At 65.3% G+C, this 20,484-nt stretch carries 17 protein-coding genes; 11 read left to right on the plus strand and 6 right to left on the minus strand.

The window, feature by feature from the left end:
* Nucleotides 1-2: 2 nt before the first annotated feature.
* From ACED67_RS05915 to ACED67_RS05930, 4 genes are all read left to right on the plus strand, one after another.
* On the plus strand, nucleotides 3-974 hold the full coding sequence (locus tag ACED67_RS05915; RefSeq protein WP_395540651.1) for a glycosyltransferase: 972 nt from the start codon (nucleotides 3-5) through the stop codon (nucleotides 972-974).
* 15 nt (nucleotides 975-989) lie between these two features.
* Entirely contained in the window at nucleotides 990-5,519 is a 4,530-nt protein-coding gene (locus ACED67_RS05920; protein WP_395540652.1) for a MupA/Atu3671 family FMN-dependent luciferase-like monooxygenase, read from the plus strand.
* Nucleotides 5,512-6,153 carry a 4'-phosphopantetheinyl transferase family protein gene (locus ACED67_RS05925; protein WP_395540653.1) on the plus strand — a complete coding sequence of 214 codons (642 nt, stop codon included), beginning with the start codon at nucleotides 5,512-5,514 and terminating at the stop codon, nucleotides 6,151-6,153. The genes ACED67_RS05920 and ACED67_RS05925 overlap by 8 nt, the downstream gene beginning before the upstream one ends.
* A 129-nt stretch (nucleotides 6,154-6,282) precedes the next feature.
* Nucleotides 6,283-6,495, plus strand: a complete 213-nt coding sequence (locus tag ACED67_RS05930) for a hypothetical protein (RefSeq protein WP_395540654.1) — start codon at nucleotides 6,283-6,285, stop codon at nucleotides 6,493-6,495.
* 2 nt (nucleotides 6,496-6,497) lie between these two features.
* Here ACED67_RS05930 and ACED67_RS05935 read toward each other — a convergent pair whose 3' ends face one another.
* The 6 genes from ACED67_RS05935 to ACED67_RS05960 form a co-directional block, all read right to left on the minus strand.
* Complete coding sequence (locus tag ACED67_RS05935; protein WP_395540655.1) at nucleotides 6,498-6,734, minus strand: formate dehydrogenase subunit delta; 237 nt, start codon at nucleotides 6,732-6,734, stop codon at nucleotides 6,498-6,500.
* A complete protein-coding gene (fdhD, locus tag ACED67_RS05940; RefSeq protein ID WP_395540656.1) occupies nucleotides 6,724-7,524 on the minus strand; it encodes a formate dehydrogenase accessory sulfurtransferase FdhD in 801 nt (266 codons plus the stop codon). The genes ACED67_RS05935 and fdhD overlap by 11 nt, the downstream gene beginning before the upstream one ends.
* Before the next feature lie 10 nt (nucleotides 7,525-7,534).
* On the minus strand, nucleotides 7,535-10,423 hold the full coding sequence (fdhF, locus tag ACED67_RS05945) for a formate dehydrogenase subunit alpha (RefSeq protein WP_395540657.1): 2,889 nt from the start codon (nucleotides 10,421-10,423) through the stop codon (nucleotides 7,535-7,537).
* Nucleotides 10,420-11,946 carry a formate dehydrogenase beta subunit gene (locus ACED67_RS05950; RefSeq protein WP_395540658.1) on the minus strand — a complete coding sequence of 509 codons (1,527 nt, stop codon included), beginning with the start codon at nucleotides 11,944-11,946 and terminating at the stop codon, nucleotides 10,420-10,422. The genes fdhF and ACED67_RS05950 overlap by 4 nt, the downstream gene beginning before the upstream one ends.
* Nucleotides 11,946-12,413 carry a formate dehydrogenase subunit gamma gene (locus ACED67_RS05955; RefSeq protein ID WP_395540659.1) on the minus strand — a complete coding sequence of 156 codons (468 nt, stop codon included), beginning with the start codon at nucleotides 12,411-12,413 and terminating at the stop codon, nucleotides 11,946-11,948. Before ACED67_RS05955 ends, ACED67_RS05950 begins: the two co-directional genes overlap by 1 nt.
* A 128-nt stretch (nucleotides 12,414-12,541) precedes the next feature.
* Complete coding sequence (locus ACED67_RS05960; RefSeq protein ID WP_395540660.1) at nucleotides 12,542-13,423, minus strand: LysR family transcriptional regulator; 882 nt, start codon at nucleotides 13,421-13,423, stop codon at nucleotides 12,542-12,544.
* 114 nt (nucleotides 13,424-13,537) lie between these two features.
* On the opposite strand from ACED67_RS05960, the gene ACED67_RS05965 reads away from it, so the two are divergent.
* From ACED67_RS05965 to moaD, 7 genes are all read left to right on the plus strand, one after another.
* Nucleotides 13,538-14,332 carry a S49 family peptidase gene (locus ACED67_RS05965; RefSeq protein WP_395540661.1) on the plus strand — a complete coding sequence of 265 codons (795 nt, stop codon included), beginning with the start codon at nucleotides 13,538-13,540 and terminating at the stop codon, nucleotides 14,330-14,332.
* A 1-nt stretch (nucleotide 14,333) separates the two neighbouring features.
* A complete protein-coding gene (locus ACED67_RS05970) occupies nucleotides 14,334-14,507 on the plus strand; it encodes a hypothetical protein (RefSeq protein WP_395540662.1) in 174 nt (57 codons plus the stop codon).
* Complete coding sequence (locus ACED67_RS05975) at nucleotides 14,504-15,277, plus strand: SDR family oxidoreductase (protein ID WP_395540663.1); 774 nt, start codon at nucleotides 14,504-14,506, stop codon at nucleotides 15,275-15,277. The genes ACED67_RS05970 and ACED67_RS05975 overlap by 4 nt, the downstream gene beginning before the upstream one ends.
* Before the next feature lie 299 nt (nucleotides 15,278-15,576).
* Complete coding sequence (gene uvrC / locus ACED67_RS05980) at nucleotides 15,577-17,430, plus strand: excinuclease ABC subunit UvrC (RefSeq protein WP_395540664.1); 1,854 nt, start codon at nucleotides 15,577-15,579, stop codon at nucleotides 17,428-17,430.
* A 76-nt stretch (nucleotides 17,431-17,506) separates the two neighbouring features.
* Nucleotides 17,507-18,817, plus strand: a complete 1,311-nt coding sequence (locus ACED67_RS05985; protein ID WP_395540665.1) for a PAS domain-containing protein — start codon at nucleotides 17,507-17,509, stop codon at nucleotides 18,815-18,817.
* Between the two features lie 758 nt (nucleotides 18,818-19,575).
* Nucleotides 19,576-20,238, plus strand: coding sequence for a CDP-diacylglycerol--glycerol-3-phosphate 3-phosphatidyltransferase (pgsA, locus tag ACED67_RS05990; RefSeq protein WP_395541137.1), 663 nt, complete (start codon nucleotides 19,576-19,578; stop codon nucleotides 20,236-20,238).
* Entirely contained in the window at nucleotides 20,235-20,483 is a 249-nt protein-coding gene (gene moaD / locus ACED67_RS05995) for a molybdopterin converting factor subunit 1 (protein WP_395540666.1), read from the plus strand. The genes pgsA and moaD overlap by 4 nt, the downstream gene beginning before the upstream one ends.
* Nucleotide 20,484 lies beyond the last annotated feature (1 nt).

A 20,484-nucleotide genomic window follows, 5' to 3' on the forward strand; every position in this document is an offset into this window, starting at 1 on the left:
GGATGGCACGCCTTCTGACGGTGATCCTGAACTGGCGTTCGGCCGAGATGACACTGCAATCAGCCGAAGCTGCGCTGGTGGCGCTGACGGGGATCGAGGGCGGATTGGTCATCGTCGACAATGATTCCGGCGACGGGTCGTTCGAGACAATGTCGCGGGTCGTGGCCGAGCGCGGCTGGGATCGTGGGCCGCAGCAGGTGCGGGTGGTGCAATCGGGCCGCAATGGCGGTTTTGGCGCGGGCAACAATTTCGGTATCCGCGCCGGCCTGCCGGGTGGCGAACGACCTGATTATGTCTATCTGTTGAACTCCGACGCGTTTCCCGAACCCGCCGCGATCCGCGCGCTGCTGGCCCATCTCGAGGCAAATCCGCGCACGGGCTTTGCCGGCAGTTTTCTGCACGGCACGGATGGAGAGCCGCATCGCACGGCTTTCCGCTTTCCCTCGATTCCCGGCGAGTTCGAGGCGCATCTGCGTTTCGGCCCTGTCTCGCGCCTGTTGCGGCGCTGGATCGTGGCCCAGCCGATCCCCGACCGCAGCGGGCCGGTTGACTGGCTGGCTGGCGCGAGCCTGATGATGCGGCAGGATGCGCTGGACGCGATTGGCCTCTTTGACGAGACCTTCTTCCTGTATTTCGAGGAAACCGATCTGTGTCGCCGCGCCAAGCTGGCGGGCTGGCCGATGGATTTCGTGCGGGAAAGCCGGGTCACGCATATTGGCGGCGGCTCGACCGGGATGAAGACCTGGCAACGGATTCCCGAATTCTGGCTGGACAGCCGCTGGCATTATTTTCGCAAGCAACATGGCGCGGGCTATGCCGCCATGGCGACCGTGGCTGCGCTGGCGGGTGGGGCCCTGTGGCGGTTCAGGCTTGTGTTCCAGCGCAAGGACCTTGGCGATCCGCCGGGCTTTCTGCGTGATATGGCGCGGCATCATGGCCGCAAGTTTGTGGGGCGCGGGCGACCGGCCGAGTGAGTGAAAGAGGGTGACATGCGGTTTACGGCGATCCTGATCGGCAACGAGACGCTGACTGCGCAATGCGGCGAGATGGCTCTGGCGCGGGGCCACGATATCGCGGCGGTGGTGACGGAAAGCGCCGAGCTGCGCCGCTGGGCCGAAGGCCGGGGTCTTGCCTTGGTCGCGCCGGGCCGCGATCTCGCAAGCCGGCTGCCTGACGCAGATTGGGTCCTGTCGATTGCCAACCTGACCGTGCTTCCTCTGGCCGTACTGGCCAAGGGGGCGAAAGGTGCGGTGAATTTCCATGACGGCCCCCTGCCGGACCATGCCGGGCTGAACGCGCCGGTCTGGGCTTTGCTGGCGGGCGAGGCGCAGCATGGCGTGACCTGGCATCTGATCGAGGGCGGGGTGGATGCAGGCCGGGTTCTGGAAGAACGCCGCTTTCCGATTGCCGCCGGTGAAACCGCGCTGACGCTGAACACCCGCTGTTTCGAGGCCGGTCTGGACAGTTTCCCCGCTGTGCTCTCCCAGCTTGAAACCGGCGTGCGGCCGCGTGCGCAGGCGGCTGGCGCGGGCCGGATGCATCGCCGCTCCGACCGGCCCGCTGCGATGGGCCGGATCGACTTTGCCCAACCCGCCGAAGCGGTGGTGCGGCTGGTTCGCGCGCTGGATCATGGTCGCTACTGGAACCCGCTGACCACCGCCAAGATCGACACTGGATCGCGCGTGGTGAACGTTGGCAGCGCCGAAATGGCCGAGGGATCTGGCGCGCCAGGCATGGTGCTGTCGGCAGGCGATGACGGGCTGGTCGTGGCATGCGCGACGGGGGCTGTGCGGCTGAACCGGTTGACATGTCAGGTCAAGGGCGGCGCCGTGCGGCCTTCCGAGATTGGCGAGAGCCCTTTGCCGCTTCTGGCGGCAGAGGAGGCTGCGCGCCTGACCGCCGCGCTTGCGGACATCGCATCGCAGGAGGGCAGGGTGCGGGCCGCGCTGGCCGGTCTTGCCCCTGCCGTAATCTCCGATGCCGCAGCCGCAACGGGCGCGGCGCGCTGGGAAACGGTGCAGGTTTCCGGCGCAGTGCCGGTTCTCGCCTTGGCGGCGCTGCAGGCCCTGGGGCTGGGCGTGGCGGACCTGGCGCGGGGGGCGCCCGGGATGCCGGGCTATCTGTCCGCCTGGCAGCCCGCCCGGCTGGTCGCCGAGGGTGAGATCGGTGCGGCGCTTGCCGCTGCCGAAACCGCCTTGTACGCGCCGGCAACCGGCTGGTCGCTTGACCTGATGACCCGCGATACCGCCCTGGCCGGCATTCTTGTGCCTCAACTTGCGCTTTCTGAAACAGGGCCGGTTGCGGGCAGCGTGGTCACGCTGGCGCCAAGCGCGCTGCATTATGACGCCGCCCGGCTTGACCCTGCCCTTGCGAACATGCTGGCCGCCCGGATCAGCCATCTCGCGGCGCGGATCGTGGCTCAGCCCGGCGCGCGATTCGAGGACCTGTCTCCCCTCACCGAAGCCGAGCGCGCCTTCGCCATTGAGCAAGTCAATGCCACCGCCCGCGACCACGACCGCAACCTGATGGTGCATACCGCCTTCGAGGCGCAGGTCGCGCGCACGCCCGATGCGCCGGCCCTGGCTTTCGAGGCGGTGACGCTGACCTATGCCCAGCTCAACGCCCGCGCTAACCGGGCCGCGCATGTGCTGATCGCCATGGGGGTTCGGCCCGGCACGCTGGTCGGCCTGTCCACCCGCCGCTCGGTCGATCTGGTCGTCGGCGCGCTGGCGATTCAAAAGGCGGGCGGCGCCTATGTGCCGATGGACCCGGCCTATCCGGCTGATCGGCTGGCGCTTTATGCCGAGGATTCCGGCGCGCCGGTGATCGTCACGCAAGCGGCGCTGGCCGGAGGCTTCACGGCTCAGACGCTGTGCCTGGATGCCGACCCCCGCCTGGCCGCCGCGCCCGAGACCAACCCGGTCAGCGGCGTCACGCCCGAAGATGTGGCCTATCTGATCTATACTTCGGGTTCGACCGGGCGGCCCAAGGGGGTGATGGTCGAACACCGCAATGTGGTGAACTTCTTCGCCGGGATGGATGACCGGTTGGGCACCGATCCGGGCGTCTGGCTGGCAGTGACCTCGCTGTCCTTTGACATCTCGGTGCTGGAACTGTTCTGGACGCTGTCGCGCGGCTTCAAGGTGGTGATTTCCTCCGACGAGAACCGGGCGCTGGTGTCGCAGGGGCCGGTCACCAGCGCCGCGAAGATGGACTTTTCGCTGTACTACTGGGGCAACGACGACGGTCAGGGGCCGAAGAAATACGAGCTGCTGCTGGAAGGCGCGAAATTTGCCGACAGAAACGGGTTCTGTGCGGTCTGGACGCCCGAGCGGCATTTCCATGCCTTTGGCGGGCCCTATCCGAACCCCTCGGTCACCGGGGCCGCCGTGGCGGCGGTGACGAACAATGTCGCCGTGCGGGCAGGGTCTTGCGTGGTGCCGCTGCACCATCCGGCAAGGATTGCCGAGGAATGGGCGGTGATCGATAACCTGACCAATGGGCGCGCGGGCATGGCGATCGCTTCGGGATGGCACCCGGATGATTTCGTGCTGCGCCCCGAGAATGCCCCGCCCAACAACAAGGCGGCGATGTTCGCGGCGGCCGATCAGGTGCGGCGGCTGTGGCGCGGCGAGGGGGTGGATTTCCCCAAGGCCGATGGCACGATGTTCACGGTGAAAACCCAGCCGCGCCCGGTATCGGCCGAGCTGCCGCTCTGGGTCACCACGGCGGGCAACCCCGAGACCTGGCGCGAGGCGGGCGCCCTGGGCGCGAATGTGCTGACCCATCTTCTGGGGCAGACCATCGAGGAAGTCGCGGGCAAGATCAAACTTTACCATCAGGCCCTGAGGGATGCCGGGTATGATCCGGCGGAGCACACCGTCACGCTGATGCTTCACAGCTTTGTCGGGCGCGACCGGGCGCTTGTGCGGCGCGTGGCCGAAGGGCCGATGAAGGCCTATCTTGCCAGCGCCGCGGGCCTGGTGAAGCAATATGCTTGGGCTTTCCCTGCCTTCAAGAAGCCGCAGGGCGTGTCGAACCCTATGGACATCGACCTGCGCAGCCTGTCGGATGAAGAGAATGCGGCGATCCTCGATTTCGCCTTCCAGCGCTATTTCGAGGATTCCGGCCTGTTTGGCACGGTCGAGGATGCGCTGGCGCGGGTGGAAGAGCTGAAGCGGATCGGCGTGGGCGAGGTGGCCTGCCTGATCGACTATGGCATCGCGCCCGAGACGGTGATGGAGGGGCTGTATCCACTGGCCGAGGTGGTGCGGCGCGCCAATGCCGGCGGCGGCGTGGCCGAAGATGATTTCTCGATCGCCGGCCAGATCCTGCGCCATGGCGTGACGCATCTGCAATGCACGCCCTCGATGGCGCGGATGATCGCGATGAATGACGAGGCGCGGCTGGCGCTGTCCCGGGTCAAGGTGATGCTGGTCGGCGGCGAGGCCCTGCCGGGCGCCCTGGTGCAGGATCTGCGCGGCGCAGGCGTGGCGAGACTTTTGAACATGTATGGCCCGACCGAGACGACGATCTGGTCTTCGGTCGAAGAGGTTTCGGGCGAGGAGGCGGTGGTCAATATCGGCACGCCGCTGGCAAACCAGCAGCTTTATGCGCTGGACGAGGCACGGCGGCCGGTGCCGCCCGGCGTGGCAGGCGAATTGTGGATCGGCGGCGAGGGCGTGACGCGGGGCTACTGGCAGCGCGCCGACCTGACGGCGGAACGGTTCTGCGATAACCCCTTCCATCGGGGCCGGATGTATCGCACCGGAGATCTGGTGCGGCTGCGCCCGGATGGCAAGATGGATTTCCTCGGCCGTAGCGACCATCAGGTCAAGCTGCGCGGTTACCGGATCGAGCTGGGCGAGATCGAGGCCGTGCTGGAAGGCCAGCCGGGCGTGACCCAGGCCGTGGTTCTGGCACGCGAGGACAGCCCCGGCGATCTGCGGCTGGTGGCCTATGTCACCGGTACGGCGGCGGAGACCGGGCTGAAGGCGGCGCTGGCGGCGGAACTGCCCGAGCATATGGTGCCCGCGCATGTCGTCCGCCTGGACGCGATGCCGCTGACCCCGAACCGCAAGGTGGACCGCAAGGCCCTGCCTGCGCCCAATGCAGGCCGAGCCGCCGCGGCGGGCACCGCGCAGGCTATGGGTGCCTTCGAGGCCCCCGCCTCTTCGGTTGCGGCGGATCTGGCGGCGATCTGGCAGCGCGTGCTGGGCGTGGCCAAGGTCGGGGCGAAGGACAATTTCTTTGCCCTGGGCGGCCACAGCCTTCTGGCAGTGCAGGCCCATCGCGAGATCCGCGACCGGCTGGGGGCGGCCAAGGTCTCGATCACAGACATTTTCCGCTTTCCCGTGCTCGAGGCACTGGCCGCGCATATCGAAGGGCCGCAGCGCCCTGCCGTGCAGCCAGTGCCGGTTCAACCCGTTCCCGCCGCCCCCATCACGGCGGACAGTCTCGGCGATGCAATGGCGCGGCGGCGGGCGATGCGGATGGCGCGCCGGGGTGTCGATGCCTGATCTTGCGGCCCTGGCGGCGGTGGCTCGTGGGCTGTTGCCCGCGGGCACGGCTGTTGCGGCCAGCAATCCGGCTCTTATGTATCCGCTGATGCAAGGCGAGACCCTTCCCGGTGCGGTACCGCGCCGTCTGGCCGAATTCTCCGCAGGCCGTGCCGCAGCACGGGCGGCATTGGTTGAGCTTGGCCTGGCGCACGAAGCACTTCCTCAAGGCACGGATCGGGCGCCTGTCTGGCCAGACGGCGTTATGGGCACGATCACCCATAGCACCACTGCCTGTCTTGCGGCGCTGCGGCTGGGCAGCATCGGGATCGGGCTTGATCTAGAGCCGGACGAGGCGCTTGAGCCGCGCATCTGGGCGATGATCCTGCTGCCGGCAGAACTGGATTGGGTGCAAGCACAGGCCTTGCCCGGGCGCGCCGCGCGGCAAATCTTTTGTGCCAAGGAAGCGGCCTACAAGGCGCAATATCCCCGATCACGCCAGCTTTTTGGCTTTGAGGCCCTGCATATCTCGGTCCAAGGCGCTGGTTTTGTCGCAGCCTTCCAGACAGATGTCGGAGGCTTCCGCGCTGGTCATGGGATCAATGGCGGGCTGGCTCTCTCGGAAGGGCATATCCTCGCCGCGGCCTGGCTCTGACGCTGCGACGCGGCGTTGCCGTCGCAGCGACGATTTGCCGCGACAGGGGCGGATTTTTCGGTAGTCTGCGGCCCGAGGGAGTTTGCGGCGCGGGGAAGAGGAGCCCCGCGCCGCAATCAAGGAGACGATATGAACAAGTTCATCGCAACGCTGTGCGTCATAAGCTGGTCGGGCTTCTGGGCCTTTGGCTATATCGCGCTAACGGCAGGTGTTGAAAACACGACACAACTGGCCGTGGCCATCCTGCTTGCCGCGGCGGGGCTGTTCACCGGCCTCTTCACCTATCTGCGTATCGCCCGCGCGACCGATCCGGCGCGCTGGAACCACGTCCCGCAGGGCTGAGATCAGGCGGCTGCGGGCCGTCTGATCTGGGCCGCCGCCTCCAGCACCAGGGGGCGCAGGCCTTCGCCGCCGGCATCGACCAGTTCAAAGAACTGCTTTCGCATCCGCGGCTCCCAGAAATCGTTGATATGCGCCGCCAGCCCGGCCAGGCCCTCGGCATGGGGCTTGGTCTCCATGAACTGCGAAATCTGGTTCGCCATGCGGGCAATCTTGTTGTCGGGCGCGTGATTAGCGGACATGGGCGGTCTCCGGGGTGATGCGGTCGGAATGGGTGAAAAGCTCGAACCGGTCGGGCCGGGCAAGCGCGACAAGAGTAATGCCGGCCCGCTCGGCCAGGGCCACGGCATCGGCGGTGGGGGCGGACACGGCAATCAGCATGGGCGCGCCAAGGGCCGCGACCTTCTGCACCATGTCGATCGAGACACGGCTGGTCAGCACAACCGCGCCTTCGGGATGGTCGTGGCGGATCAGATGGCCCGCCAGCTTGTCCAGCGCATTGTGGCGGCCGACATCTTCACGCGTTGCGATCAGGCTGGTGCCATCCCAGAAACCGGCGCAATGAGCGGCGCGAGTGACATCATGCAGCGGCTGGGCGCCGGGCAGGGCCGCTACCGCCGCCATGACCTGCGAGGGGCGCAGTCGGAAGGTCGAGGGCGGCACGGGAAAGGGTTCGCGCAGCGCCTGGTCTATGCTGTCGATGCCGCATAGTCCGCAGCCGACCGGCCCGGCCATGGTGCGGCGGCGCGAGGCCAGCCGGCCTTGCGCGCCCTCTTGCAACCAGACCTGAAGGTCTATGCCCCGTTCGGCCCATTCCACATCGACCGACAGGATTTCGTCGGGCGTCGCGATGCCTTCGGTCAACGCGAAGCCATAGGCGAAATCTTCTAGATCCGCCGGAGTCGCCATCATCACGGCCTGGGTCGAGCCGTTAAAGGACAGCGCAACCGCCCGCTCTTCGGGCAGGTTGCGTTCTCCCGGCTGGACCTGCGCCCCGAAAGAGAGGCGCGGCAGGGACCTTGCGCCTTTCATCGCGCGCCTGTCACTCGGCCGCGGGCAGGATGCGGCGCGACAGGTTCGCCATCTGGTTATAGTCTTCCTGCCACTGGCTCGGCCCGTTCGAAGGGCTGACCTGCACTGCCGTCACCTTGTATTCCGGGCAGTTTGTTGCCCAGTCCGAGAAATCGGTGGTGATGACATTGGCCTGCGTGTCGGGGTGGTGGAAAGTCGTGTAGACCACGCCCGGCGCCACCTTGTCGGTGATCGTGGCGCGCAGCGTCGTGTCGCCCGATCGGCTGGCCAGCCGCACCCAATCGCCCTCATGGATGCCGCGGTTCTCGGCATCATGGGGGTGGATCTCCAGCACGTCCTGATCGTGCCAGACGACGTTCGCGGTGCGCCGGGTCTGTGCGCCCACGTTGTACTGCGACAGGATGCGCCCGGTCGTCAGCAGCAGCGGGAAGCGCGGGCCCGTCTTTTCATCGGTCGCGACATATTCGGTGCGGATGAACTTGCCCTTGCCGCGCACGAAGCCGTCGATATGCATCAGCGGCGTGCCTTCCGGCGCCTTGTCGTTGCAGGGCCACTGGACCGAACCCATCTCGTCGAGAAGGTCATAGGTGACCCGGGCGAAGGACGGCGTGGTCATGGCGATCTCGTCCATAATCTGGCTGGGGTTCGTATAGCCCCAATCCGCGCCCATCGCCTTGGCGAACATCTGGGTCACTTCCCAGTCGGCATAGCCGTTCTTCGGAGCCATGACCTTGCGCACGCGGTTGATGCGGCGTTCGGCATTGGTGAAGGTGCCGTCCTTCTCCAGGAAAGAGGACCCGGGGAAGAACACATGTGCGTAATTCGCCGTCTCGTTCAGGAAGAGGTCATGGACGATGACGCATTCCATCGCGGCAAGGCCGGCCGAGACATGCTTGGTGTCGGGGTCGGATTGCAGGATGTCTTCGCCCTGGCAATACAGGCCCTTGAACGTGCCCTCGACGGCGGCGTCCAGCATGTTGGGGATGCGCAGGCCGGGCTCCGGGTCAATGGTGACGCCCCAGGCTTTTTCATAGATCGCGCGAACCTCGGGGTTCTTCACATGGCGATAGCCCGGCAGTTCATGCGGGAAGGACCCCATGTCGCAAGAGCCCTGCACGTTGTTCTGGCCGCGCAGCGGGTTCACCCCCACACCGCGCCGACCGATATTGCCGGTCAGCATGGCAAGGTTGGCAATGCCGATGACCGTGGTCGAGCCCTGGCTGTGCTCGGTCACGCCCAGGCCATAGTAGATCGCGGCATTGCCGCCGGTGGCGTAAAGCCGGGCCGCCCCACGGATCTCCTCGGCCGGAACGCCGGTGACAAGCTGCACCGCCTCGGGCGAGTGCTTCTTGTCGCTGATGAATTCGGCATAATCCTGGAATTCGTCCCAGTCGCAGCGGCTGCGGATGAACTCTTCGTTGTAAAGCTTCTCGGTCACGATGACATGGGCGATGGCCGAAACGACGGCGACGTTGGTGCCCGGGGTCAGCGCAAGGTGATGGGCCGCCTTGTAATGCGGGCCTTCCACCGTTTCCGTCCGGCGCGGGTCGACGACGATCAGCTTGGCGCCCTTGCGCAGCCGTTTTTTCATCCGGCTGGCAAAAACCGGGTGGCCGGCATGCGGGTTAGCGCCGATCACCATGATGACATCGGCTTCTTCGACGCTGTCAAAATCCTGGGTGCCAGCGCTGGTGCCATAGGTCTGGCCCAGACCATAGCCGGTGGGCGAATGGCAGACACGGGCACAGGTATCCGTGTTGTTGTTCATGAACACGGCGCGGGTCAGCTTCTGGACGAGGTAGGTTTCCTCGTTGGTGCAGCGCGACGAGGTGATCACGCCGACCGACTGGCGGCCGTATTTCTCCTGGATCGCCTTCATCCGGGTCGCGGCGAAATCCATCGCCTCGGCCCAGCTGACTTCTTTCCAGGGATCATTGATGCTGTCGCGGACCATCGGCTTCAGGATGCGATCCTGGTGCATCGCATAGCCATAGGCGAAGCGGCCCTTGACGCAGCTGTGGCCGCGATTGGCCTTGCCCTGCTTGTAGGGGGTCATCCGCACCAGCTCGTCGCCGCGCATCTCGGCCTTGAACTGGCAACCGACGCCGCAATAGGCGCAGGTCGTCACGATCGAACGATCGGGCGTGCCGATGTCTATCACTGACTTTTCTTGAAGCGTCGCGGTCGGGCAGGCCTGCACGCAGGCACCACAGGACACGCAGTCCGAGGTCAGCGCGGTATCGGTCTTGGCGCCAAAGGAGACGCGGCTGTCGAAGCCCCGGCCCTCGATCGTCAACGCAAAAGTGCCCTGCACTTCCTCGCAGGCCCGCACGCAGCGCGAGCAGACGATGCATTTCGCCGGGTCATAGCTGAAATAGGGGTTGGACTCGTCCTTGGCCTTCCATTGCGGATTGGCCTCGCCGCTGGTGTTGCGGGCGCGGAAATGGGTTTCGATCGCGTCATAACGCACATCACGCAGGCCGACGGCTCCGGCCATGTCCTGCAATTCGCAATCGCCATTGGCCGAGCAGGTCAGGCAATCGAGCGGGTGGTCCGAGATATACAGTTCCATCACGCCGCGACGAAGCGTCTTGAGCTTTCCGGTCTGGGTATGGACCTTGATCCCCGCAGCGACGGGTGTGGTGCAAGAAGCGGGCGTGCCGTTGCGGCCCTCGATTTCCACCAGGCAAAGCCGGCAGGAGCCGAAGGCATCGACCGAATCCGTGGCGCAAAGCTTGGGCACCGAAATGCCCAGCTCGGCCGCCGCGCGCATGATGCTGGTGCCTTCCGGCACGGTCACGTCGAAGCCGTCGATGGTCAGCGTGACCAGTTGCTTCGATTTCGCGGCGGGGGTCCCGAAGTCGCGGTCGGGGATGATGAAGTCCTTGAAGTCTTTCATTCGGCTGCCTCCTTCGCGCGGGCGAAGTCATCGGGGAAATGGGTGAGCGAGGACATGACAGGATATGGGGTGAACCCCCCGAGCGCGCAAAGCGACCCGGCCTTCATCGTGTTGCACAAGTCGGTGAGCAGCGGGATCGCGGAACTGTCGCCGCGCGCGATACGGTCGATGGTTTCCACGCCGCGCACCGCGCCCAGACGGCAGGGCGTGCATTTGCCGCAGCTTTCGATGGCGCAGAACTCCATCGCGAAGCGCGCCTGCGACAGCATGTCGGCGCTGTCGTCGAAGATGCAGACACCGGCATGGCCGATCAGCCCGTCCTTGGCGGCGAATTCCTCATAACCGAAAGGCGTATCGAACAGGGCGGGCGGGAAATAGGCGCCCAGGGGGCCGCCGACCTGCACCGCCTTGACCGGGCGGCCCGTCGCCGTGCCGCCGCCGATGTCATTCACGATCTCGCCCAGGGTCAGGCCGAAGGCGGTTTCAAAGAGACCGCCGTATTTCACATTGCCCGCGATCTGCAGGGCCATGGTGCCATGCGAGCGGCCGATGCCATAATCGCGGTAGAAGGCGGCGCCGCGTTCCATGATCACCGGCACCGAGGCCAGCGAGATCACGTTGTTGACGACAGTGGGCTTGCCCAGGAAGCCTTGCAGCGCGGGCAGCGGCGGCTTGGCGCGCACCACGCCGCGCTTGCCCTCCAGGCTGTTCAGCAGGCTGGTCTCTTCGCCGCAGACATAGGCCCCGGCACCGACGCGCACCTCCATGTCGAAGGCCCGGCCCGAGCCAAGGACCGAAGCGCCCAGCACGCCCTCCTTGCGGGCAACCTCGATGGCGCGGGTCATCTGCGCCACGGCATCGGGATATTCAGACCGGGTGTAGACATAGCCGCGCGTCGCGCCCACGGCGAGCCCGGCAATCGCCATGCCCTCGATCAGGGTGAAGGGATCGCCTTCCATCAGCATCCGGTCGGCGAAAGTGGCGCTGTCGCCCTCGTCAGCGTTGCAGACGATGTACTTCTGGCCCTCAGGCGCGTCGTGGACGGTTTTCCACTTGATGCCCGTGGGGAAGCCAGCACCACCACGGCCGCGTAGGCCAGAGTCGGTCACTTCCTTGACGATCTCGGCCCCGGTCATGGTCAGGGCGCGGCGCAGGCCCTTCAGCCCGTGATGAAGTTCGTATTCCGCCAGAGAAAGCGGGTCGATCACGCCGACGCGGGCAAAGGTCAGCCGGGTCTGGCGCACCATCCAGGGCAGTTCCTCGGTCAGACCCAGGGCCTTGGGGTGGTGTTCGGGCGCATCGAACAGGGCCGGCACATCGGCAGGGGTCATCGGGCCGAAACCCATGCGGCCCAGATCGGTGACGATCTCGACCAGCGGTTCAAGCCAGACCATGCCACGGCTGCCGTTGCGGATCAGCGTGATCTCGATTCCGCGCTTGGCGGCTTCGCGCGCCACGGCATCGGCCACGGCATCGGAACCAAGGGCGCGGGCGGCGGCGTCGATGGGAACGTAAATGCGCATCAGCGGGCCTCCCCGATCAGTTTGTCGAGCGTGGCCGTGTCCAGCCGCGCCACCAGCCGGTCGCCGACCAGCGCAGCGGGGCCGCAGGCGCAAAGGCCCAGGCAGAAGATCGGCTCCAGCGTCACCGCGCCATCCGCGGTGGTCTCGTGCCAGTCGAGGCCCAGCTTGCGCTTGGCGTGATCGGCCAGGGCATCGGCGCCCATGGCCTGACAGGCCTCGGCCCGGCAAAGCTTAAGCACGGTGCGCCCGGCGGGCTTTTCGCGGAAATCGTGGTAGAAGGACATCACGCCATGGGCCTCGGCCCGCGTGATGTTCATCGCCTTTGCGATGATCGGCAGGGCCTCTTGCGGCACATGGCCAAAGGCTTCCTGAACGTCATGCAGGATCGGCAGGAGCGCCCCTTCGCGGTCGCGATGGACCTCAAGGATCTCATCCAAACGGGATTGCAGGGAGACGGAATCGAGCATGGCGGCGACCTTTGGCTTGCGTTCCTTCTTCATACTTTCGTTGATAGGGCAATCAAGCGTGGATTGCCGTGTTGCGATAGGAAAAACCTATCAATTGCCGCGATGCATACTGTCGTATGCGACTTTCGTCAGGCCTTCTTCCGGCTCGCGGCATCGATAAACGCTGTCAAAACAGGCGTTTGCGGATCACGTCGTGCGGCAATCAGGCCCACCTGATGCTCGGCCTCGGGTTCGACGATCGGAATGGCGCAAAGCCGCCCTTCGGGCGCAAAAATCTGCGCAAGTCGCATCGGCACGATGCTGGCCCATTGGCCGGTCAGCACATGGGCGACAAGTGCAATGGTCGAGTTCGACTCGATCCGCGGCGCGGCGCTTGCTCCGGCTTCGGCGAGATGCTGGTTGACGATGCGGCGGTTCTGCATGTCGCTGGTCAGAAGACACAGCGGAAGGGCGGCCACTTCGGCCCAGGTGACGCGCGGATTCGAAGCCAGGGGCGTGCCCGGCGCGCAGAGCAGGCGATAGAATTCGGTGTAGAGCGGCACGCGCGCGACGCGGCCCAGCGGTTCGTTGTCGAGATAGGTGATGCCGGCATCCAGATCGAAGGTTTCGATTCCGGCCAGGATTTCGGTCGAGGTACGCGACAGGATCGTCAAGCTGACATTGGGGTGGCGGGCGGCGAAGGGCCCGGTCAGGTCGGCCACCATGGGCAAGGCGGTGGGAATGACACCCAGCCGCAGATGCCCGCTCAGCCCCGCGCGCATGCTGCGCATCTCGTCGCGCAGGGCGCGGGTGTCGGCAACGATGCGCAGCGCACGGTCCAGAACGCGCTCGCCTTCGGGCGTCAGGCCCTGAAAGCGACTGCCGCGAAAGACCAGTTGTACGCCGAGCTGTTCTTCAAGCTGGCGGATCGCGCCCGAAAGCGAGGGTTGCGTGACGCCGCAGGTCTCGGCGGCGCGGCCGAAGTGACGCTCGCGCGCGAGGGCGATGAACATTTCCAGCTTGTCGATCATGGGTGCAGGATGAAGCGCGCGGCAGGCGGGGGCAAGGGCGGTGCGACATGCACGATTGCCGGCGCGGCTCTGGCCTCTCTTGTCTGCCCGACCGGCAGGGCCTAACTCTGGCCCATGCGCCGCTTCATCCCCTTTCTTGCCAAGCCGCCTCTTGTGCCCGTGATCCGCCTGCAAGGCTCGATCGGCATGGGGACCCGGTCCCTGTCGGATGCCAGCCTTGCTCCGGTGATCGAACGCGCCTTTTCGCGCGGCAAGCCGGTTGCCATCGCGCTGGCGATCAACTCGCCGGGAGGGTCGCCCGCGCAGTCAAGCCTGATCGCCGCCCGTATCCGGCGCCTTGCGGACGAGAAGAAGATCCCTGTCCATGCCTTTGTCGAGGATGTCGCCGCTTCGGGCGGCTACTGGCTTGCCACGGCGGCCGACCAGATCTGGGCCGACGAAAGCTCGATCCTGGGCTCGATCGGCGTGATCTCGGCCGGGTTCGGCTTTCCAGAGGCGCTGGCCAGGCTGGGGGTGGAACGGCGGGTGCAGACGGCGGGACATTCGAAAAGCCTGGCCGATCCGTTCCGCCCGCAGACCGAGGCCGATGTCGCCCGTATCCGCGCGCTGATCGAGCCGCTGCACCAGATCTTCATCGCCCAGGTGCGGGCGCGGCGCGGCGGCAGGCTGGACGAGTCAGCCGATCTGTTCAACGCCGATATCTGGTTGGGGCAAAGGGCGGTCGCGCTGGGACTGGCCGACGGCATCGCCCATCTGAAACCCAAGATGCAAGCGCTTTACGGCGAAAAGGTGCGGCTGGTGCCGCATGGCCAGCGCCGGGGTCTTCTGCAACGCTTCGGGCTTTCGCTGGTGGACAGCGGGCTTGCGGCGGTGGAAGATCGGGCGCTCTGGGCGCAATACGGGCTGTGAGATGCTGGTCAAGATCATCCTGCTGTTTCTCCTTGCCATGGGTCTGGTTGGCATGATCGGCAAGCTCTTCTTTCCTGGCTCTGGCCCGGTGCTCCGGCGCCGGTCGGCCTATTGCCCTGATTGCGGGCGACCGCGCATCGGCAAGGGCCCCTGCGCCTGCGGCAAGCGCACATGAGCGCGCTGGTCACCGGGGCCGCCCGCCGGCTGGGACGCGCCATGGCTTTGTACCTGGCCGGTCGCGGCCATGATGTCGCCCTGCATTTCGCCACCTCGCAGGATGAGGCCGAAGCGGTTGCCGCCGAAATCCGCGCGCTTGGGCGACGGGCGGCGGTGCTGAAGGCCGATCTTCTGGATGAGGCGCAGGTGGAAACGCTTGTGCCCCGCGCCGCAGATGCCCTGGGTCCGCTGACGGTTCTGGTGAACAATGCCTCGATCTTCGATTATGACCGGATCGACTCGGCCACCCGCAAGGGATGGGACCGCCACATGGAATCGAACCTGCGCGCACCCTATGTGCTGACCCAGGGCTTCGCCCGCCAATGCCCCGCAGCCGAACCTGACGCGACCGACGAACCGCTTGCCAAGGGCCTGATCGTCAACATGATCGACCAGCGGGTCTGGAAGCCAACGCCGGAATTCTCGACCTATACGATTGCCAAGATGGGCCTTTGGGCGCTGACCCGCACGGCGGCTCAGGGGCTGGCGCCGCATATCCGGGTCAATGCCATCGGTCCGGGCCCGACCCTGCGTGGGGCACGGCAGAGCGAGCAGCATTTCACCCGACAGCGCGCGGCTACGCCTCTCGGCCGCGGCGCTAACCTTGGCGATGTGACTGCGGCGCTTGGGTTCTTTCTCGACAGCCCCTCGGTGACCGGCCAGATGATTGCGGTCGATGGCGGTCAGCACCTGGCCTGGCAGACGCCTGACGTGCTGGGTGTCGAATGACCGGAGGGAAAGTTGTCCACTTTCCGCGCGGCCTTCACCAATGCGTTACAAAAAGGCCTTGAAAGTCAAGAGTTTGCCAGTTGAAGAATTATCCTTTCCTTTTATTTCAACGGCTTATTTTTCTGCCTATTTTTTAGACAACTCTCCGAAACCGCCCCAAAACAACGAAAATCGGGCCTTCCCGAAATCTTCTCCGCAATCTTATCCACAGAAACCGTGGACAGCTTTGCCCTTGCTCCCGGGTTGCGTTCGGTGCAGCGAAAGCCAAGAATCGCCAGATCGGGAATGGGTCTTTTCGCATGACGGACACAGCGCGCAACGGGCATGAGGTGATTGGCGGCTACCTGCGCCATCTCGACGGCTCGCCCGGCGTCTACCGCATGTTGAACGCAGCGTCCGAGGTGCTTTATGTCGGCAAGGCGCGCAACCTGAAGGCGCGTGTGTCGAATTATGCGCGTCCCTCGGGTCATTCGGCACGGATCGCGCGGATGATCCATGAAACCGCGAGCATGATGTTCCTCTCGACCCGGACCGAGGTCGAGGCGCTTTTGCTGGAACAGAACCTGATCAAGCAGTTGAAGCCGCGCTACAACGTGCTGATGCGGGACGACAAGTCCTTCCCGAACATCCTGATCGCCAAGCACCATGTCTTCCCCCAGATCAAGAAGCATCGCGGCGCGAAGAAAGAGAAGGGCAGTTACTACGGCCCCTTTGCCAGCGCGGGGGCGGTGAACCGGACGCTGAACCAGCTGCAGAAGGTCTTTCTTTTGCGCAATTGTTCGGACGCCATGTTCGAAAGCCGCACCCGGCCCTGCCTGCAATTCCAGATCAAGCGCTGTGCCGCGCCCTGCGTGGGCCGGGTGCGCGAGGCGGAATATGCAGCCCTGGTCTCGGATGCCGAGCGGTTCCTGCAGGGTAAGTCGACCAGCGTTCAGGCCGATCTGGCCAAGGCCATGGCCGAAGCCAGCGAAGCGATGGAATTCGAGCGCGCCGCCGCCCTGCGCGACCGGATCAAGGCGCTGACGGCGGTGCAGACCGCGCAGGGCATCAACCCGCGGGGCGTGGCCGAGGCCGATGTGGTCGCTCTGCATCTGGAGCATGGGCAGGCCTGCGTGCAGGTCTTCTTCATCCGAGCCAATCAAAGCTGGGGCAACCGTGACTTCTATCCGCGCACCGGCTCGGGTGCCGAGGCGCCAGAAATCCTCGAGGCCTTCCTGACCCAGTTCTACGACGACAAGGATCCGCCGCGACTGATCCTTCTGTCGCATCCGGTGGAAAACCCCGATCTGGTGGCCGAGGCGCTGTCGGCGCGGGCGGGGCGCAAGGTGGAACTGGCGGTGCCGCTGCGGGGCGAGAAGGCCGAGCTGGTGGAAAACGCCGCCCGCAACGCCCGAGAAAGCCTGGCCTTGCGGATGGCGGAAACCTCGACCCAGGCCAAGCTGCTGGCCGGTCTGGCCGAGGCCTTCGATCTCGACGGCCCGCCCCAACGGATCGAGGTCTATGACAACGCGCATATTCAGGGGTCCGACCCGGTCGGCGGCATGATTGTGGCGGGACCCGAGGGATTCCTCAAATCGCAATATCGCAAGTTCAACATCCGCTCCGAGGCAGGCGCGAACAGCGACGATTTCGGCATGATGCGCGAAGTTCTGATGCGCCGCTTCGACCGGCTCTTGAAGGAGGACCCGGACCGGCAGGGTGACACCTGGCCCGACCTTCTGCTGATCGACGGCGGCGCGGGGCAGGTTTCGGCGGTTGCGGGAATCCTGGCCGAGATGGGGGTCGAGGATGTGCCGGTGGTGGGCGTGGCCAAGGGGATCGACCGCGACGCGGGGAAAGAAGAATTCCACCGCCCTGGCGAAAGGCCCTTCGCGCTCCAGCGCAACGATCCGGTTCTGTATTTCGTGCAGCGCCTGCGCGACGAAGCGCATCGCTGGGCCAATGGCGCGCACCGTGCCAAACGCGCCAAGGCGGTTTCCGCCACACCTTTGGACGACATTCCGGGCGTGGGCGCGGCGCGCAAACGCGCGCTTCTGGCGCATTTCGGCAGCGCGAAGGCGGTCAGCCGCGCGGCCCTGCCGGATCTGATGGCGGTGGACGGGATTTCCGAGGCCATGGCAGAAACCGTCTACAATTATTTTCACCGTGACTAGGCCGTGAGCCACGGCCCGTAAGCATTCGGTAAAGGTCTTGCGGCAGAAAGACCCTGTCCAATCAGGCAGGGCCGCGATGCACAGTTCCAAGCCGAAGACCTCGCATGTCGCCGAATCCGGAGAAATGACCTTCGGCTTTGACGAACTGATCTATTCCCGCACCGATGAACGCGGGGTGATCATTTCGGCGAACCCGGTTTTTCAGCGTATGGCCGGGATCGACTGGCGTCAGCTCGTCGGCTCGCCGCATCGCGTCATCCGCCACCCCGAAATGCCCAAGGGCTTTTTCCACCTGTTCTGGCGACTGCTGAAACAGGGCGAACCGGCCGTTGGTTATGTGCGCAACCGCCATTCAAGCGGCGGCTATTACTGGGTGCTGGCGGCGGCGGTTCCCTGCAAAGGCGGCTATTTCTCGGTTCGGCTGCGGCCAAACGGTGCGCTGTTCGATACGATACGCAACGAATATGTCGCGCATACCGCCCGCGAAAGGGCGGAAGGGCTGACACCCGAGGCATCAGAGGCAGCACTGCTCGCCACGCTGGCCCGACTTGGCTATGGCAGCTATGACGCCTTCGCTGCCGATGCGCTGGCGCGCGAAATTCACCAGCGCGACCAGGCTCTGGGCCGACGCGCGGATTCGCAGACCCAGGCGCTGGCGTCCCTGCTTGCCTTGTTGCAGGAAACGCTGGACGAACAGTCGCGTCTGGTGGCGCAATTCGCCGATCTGGTGCTGTTGCCCGTCAACATGCGGCTGGTGGCCGCACGGCTTGAACCGCAGGGCGGCCCGATCAGCCAGATTTCGGTCAATTACAAGATCGCTTCGGAAGAGATTTCCAGTCGCCTGTCGGGCATCGTCTCGGGAAAGGGCAATATTTGCGGCAAGATGGCCCAGGCCGTGCGCATCAGCCTGATCCTCACGGCCTGCGCCCGTCTGCAAGGCGAACTCGTCTTGTCCTATGACCGCATTGATCCCGAATACCAGGGGACCGAGCGGCGGATCGATCGCGAGAAGATGGTGGAGGTCCGCCAGGATTGCCTGATCCGTGCCCAGGCGGCGCTGCGCGAGGCCGAAGGTCTGGCCGCCAGCCTGAACGAAGCCTCGGTCGACCTGCGGCGCATGATCCTGGGTCTCGACACGATCCGCATTCTCGCCCGGGTGGAAAGCCGGAAATCGGCAGAAAGTCAGGCGACGCTGACCGCGACCATCGATCGGATCGACGAAGTGCAGGGCTCGATCTCCGACAGTCTCAAGCGGATGATGGAACAGACCTTCGCCATCACGGCAACCCTGGTCGGGCTGCGTCGTGGCAGCGCCGGTGAAAGTGGCGCATCGCCCACGGACAGCGGCCCTGACGGCAATAATCGGTCGGCCGTCGCCGCGAAATGATCGGGACGCGCCCGCTGTCGGCAAAGTCGAGAACAGCCGCAAGCGGCGCGACTCCTCCTGGATTTTGCCTGCGCTATCCCCTGTGAAGCCCGCTGTTTCAGGCCCGCTTTCGGCCTTCGACCTCGCAAGGCGCCAGGATCGAGGTCGAACATGCGGAAACCTGGCCCGCGAATAGCCTGAAGGGCCGACATCCGAGGCATCCGCTGTCCTCCTGCTGGTGCGGCTGGGTTCTGGCCGTCTCGGGGATTTTGCGGCTTGCACATGGTCTTCCGACCTGCGCCTCGGCAACGAAAAGCCCGGTCATGTCTTCGGGATCGCTGCGACGATGAGAGCTGGGGCGGCATCGAGCGCCGGACAGAACGGAAGCAGCTTGGGGATGCCATGGGCCGTTCGTCCCTCGGCGCGATTGGCCCAGCAAGAGGCCACGACGCTGGCCGGAAGTTTGACCGAAACCCCGTTCGATGGCAGCGCATGGAACGAGATCTGATTCGCATGCTTGCGCGGCAAGGGTCGCAAATCGGTCGAAAGCCAGGCTGTACTGACCGCGACCTTTGACCGGATCGGCTTGCTTCAGGGCGCGCTTCGTGGCTGCCTCGCGCGCGGCCCTGTGCCGAGGCAGCGTTGTGGAAAACCTGCATGGGCCGAAACCATCATGTCGACCGGTGGAGGTGCGCCGAAAGCCGCGGCCTTGAGGGGCCGCGGTGCTGCGTCAACTTCGCCCCCTTTCGCCGCCTTGGACCTTGGGCTACCAATGGGCCATGGTCTGGACAATTCCCAACACGCTGACCTTCCTGCGTCTTCTCGCCGCTCCTGGCGTCGCGGTGATGTTTCTCTATTTCCACCGCCCCTGGGCCGACTGGTTCGCGCTGACCCTGTTCGTGGGGGCCGCGATCACCGACTGGTTCGACGGCTATCTTGCTCGGTTGTGGAAGCAGGAGTCGAAATTCGGGGCGATGCTGGACCCGATCGCCGACAAGGCGATGGTGGTCATCGCGATCATGGTGCTGACCGGCTATAATGGCATGGCGCCCTGGCTGATCCTGCCTGCGACGGTGATTCTGTTCCGCGAGGTGTTTGTCTCGGGTCTGCGCGAATATCTTGGCCCGAAGGCGCAGCTCAAGGTAACGAAGCTGGCCAAGTGGAAGACCACGGCGCAGATGGTGGCGATCGCGACGCTGTTTCTGGGCACGGGGCTGGAATATCTGAACGGCGTGGCGATGCAGGGCATGACGCCCGAGCAATATGTCCAGGCCGTTTCCGAAGGTCTTGCCGATCCGATCCGCGCCTGCGGCAAGCAGGATTGTGCCTCGACCGCCAATCAGGTGGGGATGGTTCTGATCTGGATCGCCGCCCTGCTGACCGCTTTGACCGGCTGGGAATATTTCCACAAGGCCGTGCCCTATCTCAAGGACGAGCCATGATCGACCTGCTCTATTTCGCCTGGGTGCGGGAGAGGATCGGCCTGCCACGCGAGCGGGTAGAGACACAGGCCGCGACCGTGGCCGATCTGATGGCCGAGCTGTCAGCGCGTGAAGAGCGCTATGCGCTGGCCTTTGCCGATCTGGCCAGCCTGCGCGTGGCGCTGGATCAGGAACTGTCGGGCTTTGACGCGCCTCTGGCCGGGGTGCGCGAGGTGGCCTTCTTTCCGCCGATGACCGGGGGGTGAG

The organism is Neotabrizicola paludis, assembly GCF_044142105.1.
GTDB lineage: Bacteria > Pseudomonadota > Alphaproteobacteria > Rhodobacterales > Rhodobacteraceae > Pseudogemmobacter.

What these genes read in the sequence shown, in the direction of transcription:
- ACED67_RS05965 (WP_395540661.1), top strand. Translation starts at nt 13,538, where the DNA reads ATGCGCCGCTTCATCCCCTTTCTTGCCAAGCCGCCTCTTGTGCCCGTG.
- ACED67_RS05985 (WP_395540665.1), top strand. Translation starts at nt 17,507, where the DNA reads ATGCACAGTTCCAAGCCGAAGACCTCGCATGTCGCCGAATCCGGAGAA.
- uvrC (WP_395540664.1), top strand. Translation starts at nt 15,577, where the DNA reads ATGACGGACACAGCGCGCAACGGGCATGAGGTGATTGGCGGCTACCTG.
- ACED67_RS05920 (WP_395540652.1), top strand. Translation starts at nt 990, where the DNA reads ATGCGGTTTACGGCGATCCTGATCGGCAACGAGACGCTGACTGCGCAA.
- moaD (WP_395540666.1), top strand. Translation starts at nt 20,235, where the DNA reads ATGATCGACCTGCTCTATTTCGCCTGGGTGCGGGAGAGGATCGGCCTG.
- ACED67_RS05975 (WP_395540663.1), top strand. Translation starts at nt 14,504, where the DNA reads ATGAGCGCGCTGGTCACCGGGGCCGCCCGCCGGCTGGGACGCGCCATG.
- ACED67_RS05930 (WP_395540654.1), top strand. Translation starts at nt 6,283, where the DNA reads ATGAACAAGTTCATCGCAACGCTGTGCGTCATAAGCTGGTCGGGCTTC.
- ACED67_RS05915 (WP_395540651.1), top strand. Translation starts at nt 3, where the DNA reads ATGGCACGCCTTCTGACGGTGATCCTGAACTGGCGTTCGGCCGAGATG.
- ACED67_RS05955 (WP_395540659.1), bottom strand. Translation starts at nt 12,413, where the DNA reads ATGCTCGATTCCGTCTCCCTGCAATCCCGTTTGGATGAGATCCTTGAG.
- ACED67_RS05950 (WP_395540658.1), bottom strand. Translation starts at nt 11,946, where the DNA reads ATGCGCATTTACGTTCCCATCGACGCCGCCGCCCGCGCCCTTGGTTCC.
- fdhD (WP_395540656.1), bottom strand. Translation starts at nt 7,524, where the DNA reads ATGAAAGGCGCAAGGTCCCTGCCGCGCCTCTCTTTCGGGGCGCAGGTC.
- ACED67_RS05925 (WP_395540653.1), top strand. Translation starts at nt 5,512, where the DNA reads ATGCCTGATCTTGCGGCCCTGGCGGCGGTGGCTCGTGGGCTGTTGCCC.
- fdhF (WP_395540657.1), bottom strand. Translation starts at nt 10,423, where the DNA reads ATGAAAGACTTCAAGGACTTCATCATCCCCGACCGCGACTTCGGGACC.
- ACED67_RS05935 (WP_395540655.1), bottom strand. Translation starts at nt 6,734, where the DNA reads ATGTCCGCTAATCACGCGCCCGACAACAAGATTGCCCGCATGGCGAAC.
- ACED67_RS05970 (WP_395540662.1), top strand. Translation starts at nt 14,334, where the DNA reads ATGCTGGTCAAGATCATCCTGCTGTTTCTCCTTGCCATGGGTCTGGTT.
- pgsA (WP_395541137.1), top strand. Translation starts at nt 19,576, where the DNA reads ATGGTCTGGACAATTCCCAACACGCTGACCTTCCTGCGTCTTCTCGCC.
- ACED67_RS05960 (WP_395540660.1), bottom strand. Translation starts at nt 13,423, where the DNA reads ATGATCGACAAGCTGGAAATGTTCATCGCCCTCGCGCGCGAGCGTCAC.